Genomic DNA, 13274 nt, shown 5'->3' on the forward strand with positions numbered 1-13274 from the left:
AATGTGATTTAAAAACTGCTTCGATATTCATAGTAACCCCATCGAGTGCAATGAATCAAAACAGGAGTCTTCTGTCCAGTCTTTTTTTAAAAAAAAATAATTTTACTTTTATGATTTTGGAATATGAAAAGAAAAAAGTACTTTAAACGTGATCTATAAACAGGCTTAGATTGCCTGTTTATAGATTTAATGATGATCGAATAGTTTATAGAATTTATTTTAAAAAATATTATAGCATATTGATTTAAAATAATTTTTTGTTTCAAGTAAGCAGACGGTTGATGATATCAGCAACATCGCTTGATAATTTTGGCGCAGCAGCAATCATTTTTAATTCAGTTTCAAGTTTTTGTTGTCGAATAGGTTCTAATTGTCGCCAAGAGCGCATCATTGTTAATAATCGTGAAGCAAGCTGTGGATTTTTTTTGTCAATTTCCAAAATAACTTGGCAAAGAAAATGATAAGATGCTCCATCCATCCTGTTAAAGCCCGTGAGATTGTTAGAGGCAAAAACACCGATTAGAGAACGTACACGATTAGGATTATCTTGTGAAAACAGCGGATGTTGCATGAGCTTTTGAACATTCTCGAGTGTTGATGTGCCAGCAACCATTGCTTGAATAGAAAACCATTTATCCATGACCAAAGGGTCATTCTGATAGCTGTTTTCAAAATCATTTAAGGCATTTTGTGCCTGCTCATTTTCATTAAAACGCTTCACGAGAACAGCGATACTCGCCATACGGTCAGTCATATTATCAGCTGTTGCATACTGTATAGCAGCTCGATTTGGATTGGCTTCAGCAATGGAAAGGTAATCCAGTATGATATTCTTTAATGCTCGCTTTCCAGCTTGTGCAGTGTTTGGTGAATAGGGCTCTTGGGTTTGCATTTGTCCATAGAGTTTTGTTAAGAGCTCTTGGTGAGTTTGTGCAAGTGAAACTAAAAACTGATTGCGGACATAATGAATACGATCTGGGTCAATATTTTTACCGATTGTATGAGCAAGCTCAACTTCACTAGGTAAATTTAAACAGAAGGCACGAAATTCAGGCTCTAAGGTTTCATCTGTTATGATCGTTTCAATCAGCTTTAGCAAAGCAGAAGGGAGTGTTGCTTTTTCTTGTGTTTTATCTTGAATGCTTTGAATCAAAGCTTGCGTCATTAAATGATTAAGAGATTGCCAGCGATTGATGTGATTGTCATCATGTTGTGCAAGAAAAATAAGTTCTCTTTCATTGAATGGAGTGTGTAGAATGATTGGTGCTGAAAAGTCTCGCAGCAGTGATAAAACGGGTTTTTCACGCAGTCCCTTTAATGTAAAGGTTTGGCTTTCCTTGGATAAAAGCATAACATCTGATTGAATATTTGTATCTGCTTCATAGGTGAGGTTTTCTCCGTTAGGTCCTAACAAGCCAAATACGATAGGGATAAGCATAGGCTTTTTTGTATTTTGTTGTGGGGTTGCGGGAATATGTTGCTTTGCATGAATTGTTAAAACACCATCGCTATAATGACTATCGATTTCTACATTGGGTGTTCCTGCCTGTTCATACCATAGCATGAATTGGGAGAAGTCTTGACCAGACACTTCAGCAAAACAGGTAATAAAATCTTCAATTGTACAAGCTTGTCCATCATGACGTTGAAAATAAAGATCAGTGCCTTTACGAAAAAGAGTAGGACCTAAAATAGTCCGTATCATGCGAACAACTTCAGCACCTTTTTCATAAACAGTTGTTGTGTAAAAATTATTAATTTGGCTATATTGACGAGGACGCACAGGATGCGCAAGAGGTCCTGCATCTTCTGCAAATTGCGTCGCTTTTAATGCTTTTACATTTTCAATTCGCTGTAGGCTGCGTACATTTTGATCTGATGAAAATTCCTGATCACGATAAACAGTGAATCCTTCTTTTAAACAGAGTTGAAACCAATCGCGACAGGTAACACGATTACCGCTCCAATTATGAAAATATTCATGTGCAATAACACGTTCAACATTTCTATAATCCTGATCGGTTGCTGTTTCAGGATCGACAAGAACATATTTATCATTAAAAACGTTAAGGCCTTTGTTTTCCATTGCTCCCATATTAAAGTCGGAAACAGCAACAATATTGAAAACATCAAGATCATATTCGCGCCCAAAACATTGTTCATCCCAACGCATGGAACGTTTAAGAGCATCCATTGCATAGGTTGCGCGTTCGGTTTTTCCTTTTTCTACATAGATACCAAGCTCGATACGTCGTCCAGATACAGTTGTAAAATGGTCTTCTAACTTATCAAGATCTCCACCTACTAAAGCAAAGAGATAAGATGGTTTGGGATAAGGATCTTCCCAAATGGCAAAATGGCGATTATTTTCTAAAGTTCCTGTTTCCACCAGATTACCATTTGAAAGCAAGATTGGGATTGTTTGGGTATCTGCTTCAATTTTCACTCTATAGGTAGAAAGAACATCTGGGCGGTCGTAAAAATAAGTAATACGACGAAAACCTTCCGATTCGCATTGTGAGCAATAAACACCATTTGAAAGATAAAGCCCCATAAGTTGGCGGTTGCTTTCAGGATTCAGTTCCGTAACCAATTTCAATGTAAAAGGAACCGTTGGTGGCGTTGTAATTTCTAAACGTGAAGGCGTCACTTTATAAGTGTTTGGGGCTAATATCTCATCATTAATAGAAACGGAAATTAAAGTAAGATCATCACCAGAAAGAACAAGAGGTGTTAATTCTTTTGTATCGTGACGGGATTCAATAGACAATATGGCTGTAACATAGGTTTTTGTCGGTGCTAATTGGAAAGAAAGTTGTGTTTTAGGGATAACGTAAGGGGTTGGTTGGTAGTCTTCCAAACGATAAATAGATGTTATTGGCTGTTTCATAGTTTTTTCCCATTTGTATTTTAAGAGTTAAAGAAGGGTGTGTTAATTTTAGAAGCAATATAGGATTAAAGAATTACAAAAGGCTGTCGAGGCGATTTTTTACTTCTAAGAAGTCTATCCATGTAAGCTTCTTTTGACTAGGGGTTCTAAGAAGGTAAGCTGGGTGGAAAGTTGGCATAACAGGTATTTTTATATTATCCTCGCTTTCATAGATATGCCATTTCCCTCTTGTTCGGATAATCCCATTTTGAGATCCAGTAAGAAACTGTGCAGCAACGCCTCCTAGTGCTATAAGAACACGAGGACGCGCTAAATAAATGTGCCGTTCAATAAAAGGGCGGCACAAGGCAATTTCTCTTGGTGTTGGTGTACGATTTCCTGGCGGACGCCAAGGAATAGTGTTGGCAATGTAAACATTATTTCTTGTTAAGCCAATTGATGCGAGGATTTTATTAAGCAACATCCCAGCTTTTCCCACAAAAGGAATTCCTTGTATATCCTCGTCTCGTCCTGGTGCTTCGCCTATAAGCATCAGGGGGCTTCCTGCTGTTCCATCTGAAAAACAGGTATTTTTTGCTGTCAATTTTAATGAACAGCCATTAAATGCAAGGAGAGCAGATTTTAATTCATCAAGTGTCTTTGCACTTTTTGCACTCTCTATAGCTGTGGATTCATTTTGTATAGTCCTAGAGTTATGCAGCTGATGATGATCTAATTTTACGGTTGGAGATGTTTTGGGAGATGCTTGTTGATTATGAGAAATGTTCACGACAGATATTAATTTTCTCTCTGAACAAGCAGACTGCTTAAAACGATCAATAGGAAAATCTGTCAGAACGGCATCCGCACCACTTTCTTTATAAAAGTTTAAGAGTTCTTCATAGGAAATTGAGCATGGTGTTTGATTTAACATTTTATTTTTTCTAATGATCTAGCGATTATAGATCAAACAAAATTATCCTTCAAGTTTTATTAAATGTATTCGCTAGCCATTAATGTATAAGAACGCTGATAGGATTCTCTCTTTTCACAAAAAAGGCAAATCGTAAAATGCGAATGTTCGCGATTATATACATCTTTAAATGTACAATTTGTTTAAATTGCGCTATTTCAACTTTTTAAACAGACTAAACTCACTCATACTAAAAGAATTTTTTACTGAATGCAAGTGGTTTGATAATATTTTTTATCATTATATTCTATATTTAATACTTAATGAAAGTGAATTTTGTAGTATTTTATTTATAGGATTAATTATAAATTTTATATTATTATATTTTTTTAATAACTTTTATTAAAAAAATTAAATATATTAATTGAAATATATAAATATTACTTTTATATGAGAAAATACTAAGACGTTATAAACTATTTTTACAATGGGTTAAAAGCAATGTGTGGATATATGCTTTTGCTTTTTTTACAGCTGAAATGAGAGGTTCATTTAATGCTAAATGCGCTGCAATAGCGCTTGAGAGAATGCAACCTGTTCCTCGCATTGTTCCTTTTAAACGTGGAGTAGAGATATTTATGACTTCAGTTTTGTCAATGAAGCTATCAATTGCAAGAGGCCCCTCTGCATGTCCCCCTTTTACTAAAATAGAGCGAGCTCCCAATGACAAAAGTTTTTTTGCTTGTTGTATTGCTTGCTTATCATGAGATGCCAATGGACTGTGGCTAAGAAGAGCGAGTTCTTCTCTATTCGGTGTTAAAAGATCAACATGAGGAAGCAGTTTATCGATCATCGTGTCGATGATTGTTTCCGTTATTAGTTTTCCTCCTGATGAAGCGACAAGTACAGGGTCCAAAATAACTGGAACATGGGGATAGTCTTTGAGTACGTTACAGATTGCTGCTATAATTGCTTTTGTCCCCGTCATACCGATTTTTATTGCGCTTATTGGATTTGCTTCTAGGGCAGCACGCATTTGCGCAGCGACGAGGTCCCCACGCATTGGAATGATTTCGACAACGCGATTATCATCTTGTACGTTAACACAAGTAATTGCTAAATTTGCTTTTATTTGAAAATGTGCAGAGGTTTCTATATCACGAACAATACCAGCACCTCCTGTTGGATCAGTGCCCGCAACAATAAGAATAGAAGGTATCAACGCCATGTTTGTGTCACTTTTATCCACTGCTGTACACGCTCTTCTGGTTTTTTATGGAGGATAATATCAGTCACAACAGCAGCACTATTTGCTCCTGCTTTTAAAACACCCACTGCGCGTTCTGGTGTTAAACCACCAATACCCACCAAAGGTAAAGCACCAATCCGCTTTCTCCATTGTTTGATTTTTTCTAGTCCTTGCGGCATCCATTTCATTTTTTTTAAGATTGTCGGATAAATAGGACCAAGTGCAATATACTCAGGATTAGCAGAGAGTGCGATATCCAATTCATGTTCATCATGTGTACTAAGACCAACTTTTATACCACTTTTACGAATTGCGTGAAGATCAGCATTGCTTAGGTCTTCTTGTCCCAGATGAATAAAATTACACTTTTCATCAATTGCTATTTCCCAATGATCATTAATAATTAATTGTGCTCCCAATTTATTGCATATGTTTTTTGCACGCTTGATATGTTGACGGATTATTTGTTGATTTTCATGTTTCATACGCAATTGTACGAGCTTGATACCAAGAGGAAGCAAACGTTCAATCCAATCAGCGTTATCAACGATGAGGTAAAATGGATCCAGTTTCATGAAAATACCGCTTTTCCAATGATTGGTGTTGAAGGGACTGCTACATTGCGTGCTTCGATCATGCCAGCTTTATATCCCATACGTCCTGCTTGAACAGCTTTAGAAAATGCTTCAGCCATTAAGACAGGATCACCTGCTTTAGCAACTGCGGTATTAAGCAGTACTGCATCATAACCGAGTTCCATCGCAATAGCGGCATGTGATGGGCGTCCAATGCCGGCATCAATAACAAGAGTAGCATCAGGAAGATAAGCACGGATAGAACGCAATCCATCAGTATTATGAGGTCCTTTGGCAGAACCAATAGGAGCACACCAAGGCATAATAACACGGCAACCAATGTCAAAAAGTTTTTCAGCAACAATGAGATCATCCGTTGTATAGGCAAAAATTTTGAAACCTTCATTGTTTAAAATTTGAGCTGCTTCGATTAAGGAAAAAATATTTGGCTGTAAGGTGTCTGAATTACCGATAATTTCGAGTTTAATCCAAGCTGTTTTAAAAAGATCTCTTGCTAATTGGGCTGTGGTTACGGCCTCTTTAACAGTATAACAACCAGCAGTATTAGGAAGCACTGTTACCCCAAGTTCTTGAAGAAATTTCCAAAATTGTCCACCTTGTTTTCCACCTGCAGTTTCACGGCGCAAGGAAACAGTTACAATTTCCGTATTCGATTTATGAATAGCATCACGAAGGATTGCTGGTGAAGGATATTGCGCTGTACCTAATAGAAGACGGGAAGAGAATTGTCGTCCATAAAGATTCAGCATAATTTTAGCCTCCTTGCATTGGGCTTAAAATTTCAATTTTATCTCCTTCATGCAAGACAAATTGGCTTCGTGCATCTATGGGAACAACTTCAGCGTTAACAGCAGTTGCAAGCCAATTTCCTTCATACCCCAATTCTTCAAGCAAGAGACCGAGAGTCATAACTTCTGTTTGGACTGTTTCACCATTAACAAATATTTGCATGTTTTATTCCAATGCCAATTCCATTGCTCGTTTTGCCATTTCTGGAGACAACAGAAAACCATGTCTATAAAATCCATTAATAGAAATAAAGTTACCATCTTTATGCACAGAAGGGAAGTTATTAGGATAACATGGACGAACACCAACGCCAGATTCAATAATTTCTGCTTCAGCAAAAGCAGGATGTAAAGTATAAGCCGCGTTGAGCAGTTCCATCATTGATCTTACAGAGATTGCACCATCAAAGTCACTTTCAATCATCGTTGCACCAATCATAAAAATATTATCTTGTCGAGGTACAATGTAAAGAGGAAACCGTGGGTGAAGAAGACGAATTGGACGCGAAATTTTAATATCGGTGCAGCGCACGAGAAGCATTTCACCGCGTACGCCCCGTATATTTTTATCTTTTCCTAAACGTGCTATTCCTGTCGCATCAATAACAATATCAAAATTTTTTTCAGCTATTTCTACATCAACAAAACAGGCTCCATTGTTGAGAAGCTTTTCTTTTAAAGCCATAAGTGCTTTGCGAGGATCAATATGGGCTTCATTTTCATAAAAGAGTGCACAGTTAAAACGTTCCGCAAGATCTGGTTCAAGATGAGCTATTTCTGTATTATCTACGGTTTTGTGATTATGCGTACGCACAGAAAATCGTTCAAGCTCTCCTCTATCTCGTGTAGGTGCAACCACTAAAGTGCCTTTTTGTATGACAAGGTTTGGGAGCGTTTTACGCCACCATTGTATAGCTTGTACACCAAGATCTTCAACAATTTGTTCTGCACTTTCCCTTTCACAGTAAGGTGCAAGCATTCCTCCTGCATACCAACTAGCACTTCCTATAGGTGAATGAGGGGGGGCCGATACAGTAACAGAAGCACCTTTTTGCTGTAACATAAAGGCAACTGTTAAGCCGCCTACACCTGCACCTTTGATAAGAATGTTCTTCAACTATTTACTTTCTTTTTTTGAGGAGGAACAATTTCCATATAAAGGTCACCATTTTTCTGATATTTTTCGGCCATGGTGATCATACCTTCCCCTTTTGTTTTTCTTATTGCGGCTGCCTCACGAATATCATGGGAAATACGCATAGAACAGAATTTTGGTCCACACATGGAACAAAAATGCACCAATTTATGGGCTTCTTTAGGCATTGTCTCATCATGAAAGGCACAGGCTGTTTCTGGATCAAGAGAAAGGTTAAATTGATCATGCCATCTAAAATCAAATCGTGCACGCGAAAGAGCATTATCGCGCAATTGTGCTCTAGGTAAACCTTTAGCAAGGTCAGCGGCATGAGCAGCAATTTTATAAGTGATCACACCAGTTTTTACGTCATTCCTATCGGGGAGTCCTAGGTGTTCTTTAGGTGTTACATAACACAACATAGCAGTTCCAAACCATCCAATCATAGCGGCACCAATTGCTGATGTAATATGGTCATAACCAGGAGCAATATCCGTTGTAAGAGGTCCCAAAGTATAAAAAGGCGCCTCATGACAAAGATCTAATTGTTGCTCCATATTTTCTTTAATTTTGTGCATTGGGACATGTCCTGGTCCTTCAATCATAACCTGTACATCCTTTTTCCAAGCAATTTTTGTCAATTCTCCCAAGGTTTTAAGCTCTGCAAATTGGGCCTCATCATTGGCATCGGCAATAGAGCCAGGGCGTAACCCATCTCCTAATGAAAGAGAGATATCATATGTTTTTGCAATATCACAAATTTCATCAAAATGTTCATAGAGAAAGCTTTCTTTGTGATGATGGAGACACCATTTTGCCATAATAGAACCGCCTCGTGAAACAATACCTGTTACACGATCAATGGTCATAGGAATAAATGGTAATCTTAATCCTGCGTGAATGGTAAAATAATCAACACCTTGCTCTGCTTGCTCAATAAGGGTATCACGGAAAATATCCCATGTTAAGTTTTCGGCAATACCCTGTACTTTTTCGAGTGCTTGATACAGAGGAACAGTCCCGATGGGCACAGGAGAATTTCGAATAATCCATTCACGAATATTGTGAATATTTCGACCTGTAGAAAGATCCATAACTGTATCTGCTCCCCAGCGAATGGCCCAAACCATTTTATCAACTTCTTCTTCCATAGATGAAGTTACTGCTGAATTGCCAATATTAGCATTAATTTTAACACGAAAATTACGCCCAATAATCATGGGTTCGCACTCTGGATGATTAATGTTTTGTGGAATAATGGCGCGTCCACAAGCAATTTCATTGCGCACAAATTCCGCAGTATAAATTTCTGGTATTGATCCAGCAAATGTTTCATTTGATGGTACATTCTGCCGTTCTTCTACTGCTAATCCTTCATTTTCTCGTATAGCCACATATTCCATTTCGGCGGTAATAATACCTGCGCGTGCGTAAGCCATTTGTGTAATTGCTTTGCCATTTTTTGCTCGTAAAATAGAACGTTTTTGCTTAAAGGCTGGTGTAAGGTTTTTATCAGAAGTCAATCCATTATCTTCAGGTTTAACTAATCGTGCAGGATAAGTTTCAGTATCATCCCGCTTAGAGAGCCAAGGCAAGCTAATTGCTGGCAGGCCTTTTGTAATATCAATGATCATATCTTTATCTGTGTAGGGGCCAGAAGTATCGTAGACGTTTAAAGGTTTTTCACCACTGCCATCAGCCAGTGAAATTTCACGCAATGGTACGCGCACATCAGAAAAGAGAAGGCTCTGTTGATAAATTTTGCGTGAAGCGGGAAAGGGGCTACAACTGATTGATGGAGTATTTTTCTGCACAAACTTTTTCCTTATAGACACGGAGTTCAAAAATAGGTTGCGATGTTAATGGAGTTACGATGTTAATGGAGATGTATTCAAATTATCAATCACGAGCATTCAGATGAATAGGGATAGTATTGCTTTGTAGCAAAGAAAACCCAATACAGCTCAAGAAAAGTTATTTTGAAAAACTGATACAATATCTATTCTAATATTTGCATGCCTCCTCCCACTTGAAGTATTTTTGTTAATACGAATATGGTTGGCTTAAATATCTATATTGTCAATCATAAAAATATATTTTAAACGATTTTGGTGTGTTTTTAAGAGTGAAAATAGATATTATGAAGTGATAAACTATGATATTGAAGCTTTTATAAACCAGAATAAAGTTAAAAACGGATTATCAGGGAAAAGTAGATAGTTTATGGCTTTGATTGAGATTTTTTTCATATTAAAATAATAACTCAGAATACCATAAGATCCTCTCATCATATATCTTTTCGTATAAAAACACTTCCTTGCACGTCATAAGTGGGAGCGTATGGGGCAAAGCACTTGAAGAAAGGAAGCCAAATGTCATTTAATGAACATTCTAAGAGTGAGGCTGTCAAAACGTGGGAGCCAACAAAATGTATGATGGATTCCACTTGTATCTTCAAAAGCTTAAAGCTGATGATCTATAATGGCTTGCTATTGTATCATTGACGTGCGCTGTCGTAAAATGAAAGGAGTATATTTTGAGCAATATTTCTTAAAAAGTACGTAATATGCAATATCATTATATTTTGTTTGGGGTACTTTATTCTTTATGAGGGGGATGTTCCCATTAAGAATGCGATAAACAAAAGCGTGAAACAATACCTAATCTTTATTATAAAAATAATATTGCCTTGAATTAAGAAGAACACCAATAATTGCAAGATGTTGTTTAGAATGATTTATTGTTCTTGCAAAAAAAATATACATATAATAATATATAGAGGGAGATGTGCTAAGTGTGGGAGGGGAAAAGTTGGTTATGGGGCGTTTAAAAAACAAGGATATTGTTCATAAAAATTGGGGGAGGGGCTGGGTTATGCTTTTTAATTTTTTCCGGATCGGATACAACCTTCAAATTTTGTGAAGGTGTGTGATATTTAATATTTCAAAGTATTTTATTTCCAGTTTAATGAAAGTGTGGAGCAAATGTCCATATTGAATATATTCTCTGTGATACATTTAGATTGAACAAAAGCTTATTCAAAAAAAACATTGGTGCTAATCTTGTGACACAATTTCAGAAATCAATTGAATAAAATAGAACAAAGTATCTGCATGTGAATAAAAACATAATGAAGCATGCAAAAAATTTGAAGCTAATTTTTAAAGTTTTAATACAAATGATAGCCAAAAGATAGAATTTCTTTGTTTAAAATATATGGTATAAAATATCGACGAGATAGATTTAAACTATTGAAAAAAATAAAAAAAGATAATGTTTAAGTCAGAAACTTTCTATGTGGATGATAAGTTATTACATTCAGTAATGGTTATATGAAATCCATAATAAGAAAAATTTTGGAAGTATTTATAAATTTTGCAACAAGATGCAAGATTGAAAAAATAATTATATAACAACAGCAAAGCAACAAAACAAGATATTAAGTAACCTCAGATGAGGTGGTTACATTATACATTAGAAGAGAAAGCATTAATACTAATGTTATGAAAAGCGTCTGGTGAATTTAGGTTATAAAATTGGAAGGAGTGAAGAGAGATAAAATGCGTAAATAAGGATGGTGCAGTGGTTATGATGTACCAATCAACAGCGGCAGCACATTTTAGTGCACAGAACGAGAAGTTGTTAGAAAAACTATGAAAATAATGGGGGATTTAAAATGTCTAATATCTATGATTGGTCTCTAAAGGCTGATGAAAATGCTTATTCAGATAGTATCATTAATTGGGCAGAAGGACAGCCGCCTAGTTCTGTTAATGATAGTGCAAGGGCGATGATGCAGCGCGTGCGCGAATATCTTGCAGATAATGGTGGATCTATTAATTCAAGCTTTATAGTAAATTTGGAAGATAAAACAACATTAATTACCTTAAAGACAGTTTCGCCTATAAAGAAATACAACAATGATATCGTCATACGTTTTAAAGCTTGTGGTGTAAATATTGGCGTGACAACAATAACTGTTAATAATATAGGAGAAAAGCTTATCTATAAAGCCACTGATACGGGGGTTATACCATTAGAAGGTGGAGAATTTCAAACAGATGGCATTTATGAAATGGTATACAATAATGGTGTTTTAATAAAAGAGCATGAGGGTTGGTATTTATTAAACCCTACACCACCAAAGATAGAAAGTTTCCCCTCTGGATTTATTGCAACATTTGCTATGCAAAATGTGCCAAATGGTTGGCTTTTATGTGATGGTAAGGCCTATAAGCGTGAAGATTATCCGCAGTTATTCGAGGCAATAGGTGATAAATGGGGAAAAGACAGCAATAAAACTTTTAAAGTTCCCGATTTTAGAGGCATGTTTTTACGCGGCTTTGATAATGGTCGGGGTTTAGATGGTGGTAGAAAGTTTGCAGATGAACAACAAGATAGCATAAAATCACATACGCATATTGGGAGTATTGAAAACGCAGGCGAGCATGCGCATAATTTTGAGTATCAAGGGGTAGGATGGCCCGTTGGTGATATTGGGAGACTCCCGAATCATTATACTTATAATGCAACCCTGAAAGGGAGAACAGCTTCTGCTGGTACACATACACACAAGGTAACTCTTTCCCATACGGGTGAGGCAGAAACGCGCCCTGTTAATACAACCGTTGTCTATGCTATAAAATCATGAGTATGTTTAAGTAATAATAATCTATACACCTTGATAATTTTGTTAACGCGGAGCAATTCCGCGTTATTTTCTATGCATATGAAAAGGAAATCTATATTGTTAATAGAATACTTGAGAGCGTCAAAAAACAATTTTAAAATGATTGAAAGAAAGAGTTAAGGATATAATTTATTTTATAATTATATGATAACATAGGGAAAATGTGTAAAAATCATTTAAACTGTGCCGTGAAGAGATCTGGAGATATATTTTTTCACAAGGTGTTTTGATAGGGGAAGGTAATAAAATTATTCAACCTGAGGCATAAAAAAGTACAATATTTTTAGCGTTTTTTTGTGCAAAAATAGCATATCCCTGTATGAGTTAATTCATCTTATAAAGAGATTTCTCACCTTGTTGTCGATTTCATTTCTTTGCATTGCCATGGTAGGAGGCTTTATCTGTAAATGATAGTTCCCCTTTGAGTGGAATCATCATTATGCTTATGAAGCAGAAGACAAACGCTATTTCTATACTCTCTCCTCATCCCTATATTCCGCATTGTTTTTGCATTAGGGGGCTTACAAAAAGCGTTATTGAGTTTATTTTAAAGTTTTTATTCAATAGGTTAATTCTTTGTGATATGCCAATAAACAATTTTTTAATAGAGAGAGAAAAGTAAAAATATCATTGTAAATCAATATTTATTTATACAAATAAGCTAAAGTATATGTATTATAAAGAAAACATTACCATTAAAGTTACAAATAAATCTTTTATGCAGGGGAGAAAGGTACTTGATTTCTATATGGTCCTTAGAAGATATAATAATACACCCGTTATTATAACAAAGGCATTTATACGCATTTCTTGAATCATTTTTATAAAGATAAAAGTGATAGAAAGAGTGGGAAAACGCATGTTTATGTTGTATAAATTTGTATGATATAACAGTTTGATAGCAAATAAAATTTCACATGTTTTTAGTTACGTAAAATCTTAAAAGATTTTAAACTGGTATTTTTTTCCAAAAATATCTTTAGGGTAATTGGTCTTCTTTTTTAATGACAGATGACAAAAAGGAATTCATATGA

The 13274-nt window shown here is 36.0% G+C and carries 9 protein-coding genes; 1 reads left to right on the top strand and 8 read right to left on the bottom strand.

The window, feature by feature from the left end; all coding sequences use genetic code 11:
* Nucleotides 1-262 precede the first annotated feature (262 nt).
* The 8 genes from pepN to thiC all read right to left on the bottom strand — a co-directional run bounded on the left by pepN (nucleotide 263) and on the right by thiC (nucleotide 9364).
* Nucleotides 263-2890, bottom strand: coding sequence for an aminopeptidase N (pepN, locus tag ACFINK_RS00860; protein WP_375638081.1), 2628 nt, complete (start codon nucleotides 2888-2890; stop codon nucleotides 263-265).
* 73 nt (nucleotides 2891-2963) lie between these two features.
* Complete coding sequence (locus ACFINK_RS00865; RefSeq protein WP_375638082.1) at nucleotides 2964-3803, bottom strand: uracil-DNA glycosylase; 840 nt, start codon at nucleotides 3801-3803, stop codon at nucleotides 2964-2966.
* Nucleotides 3804-4251: 448 nt separating this feature from the next.
* Entirely contained in the window at nucleotides 4252-5010 is a 759-nt protein-coding gene (locus ACFINK_RS00870) for a hydroxymethylpyrimidine/phosphomethylpyrimidine kinase (protein WP_375638083.1), read from the bottom strand.
* On the bottom strand, nucleotides 5001-5606 hold the full coding sequence (locus tag ACFINK_RS00875; protein ID WP_375611199.1) for a thiamine phosphate synthase: 606 nt from the start codon (nucleotides 5604-5606) through the stop codon (nucleotides 5001-5003). The genes ACFINK_RS00870 and ACFINK_RS00875 overlap by 10 nt, the downstream gene beginning before the upstream one ends.
* The gene (locus ACFINK_RS00880; protein WP_375629378.1) at nucleotides 5603-6376 is read right to left on the bottom strand and encodes a thiazole synthase; all 774 of its coding nucleotides are present in this window, start codon (nucleotides 6374-6376) and stop codon (nucleotides 5603-5605) included. The genes ACFINK_RS00875 and ACFINK_RS00880 overlap by 4 nt, the downstream gene beginning before the upstream one ends.
* Before the next feature lie 4 nt (nucleotides 6377-6380).
* Nucleotides 6381-6578: a sulfur carrier protein ThiS gene (gene thiS, locus ACFINK_RS00885; protein WP_273791115.1), complete on the bottom strand. Its 198-nt coding sequence runs from the start codon at nucleotides 6576-6578 to the stop codon at nucleotides 6381-6383.
* A 3-nt stretch (nucleotides 6579-6581) separates the two neighbouring features.
* Nucleotides 6582-7532, bottom strand: a complete 951-nt coding sequence (gene thiO, locus ACFINK_RS00890; protein WP_375631685.1) for a glycine oxidase ThiO — start codon at nucleotides 7530-7532, stop codon at nucleotides 6582-6584.
* On the bottom strand, nucleotides 7529-9364 hold the full coding sequence (gene thiC / locus ACFINK_RS00895) for a phosphomethylpyrimidine synthase ThiC (RefSeq protein ID WP_375638084.1): 1836 nt from the start codon (nucleotides 9362-9364) through the stop codon (nucleotides 7529-7531). Before thiC ends, thiO begins: the two co-directional genes overlap by 4 nt.
* A 1862-nt stretch (nucleotides 9365-11226) precedes the next feature.
* Between thiC and bgtC the strand changes: the two genes are divergently transcribed.
* Nucleotides 11227-12201, top strand: coding sequence for a gene transfer agent tail collar protein BgtC (gene bgtC, locus ACFINK_RS00900; protein WP_375629316.1), 975 nt, complete (start codon nucleotides 11227-11229; stop codon nucleotides 12199-12201).
* Nucleotides 12202-13274 lie beyond the last annotated feature (1073 nt).

Origin of the sequence: Bartonella sp. AA16NXGY (genome assembly GCF_042197325.1) — a bacterium.
In the GTDB taxonomy this organism is placed as follows: domain Bacteria; phylum Pseudomonadota; class Alphaproteobacteria; order Rhizobiales; family Rhizobiaceae; genus Bartonella.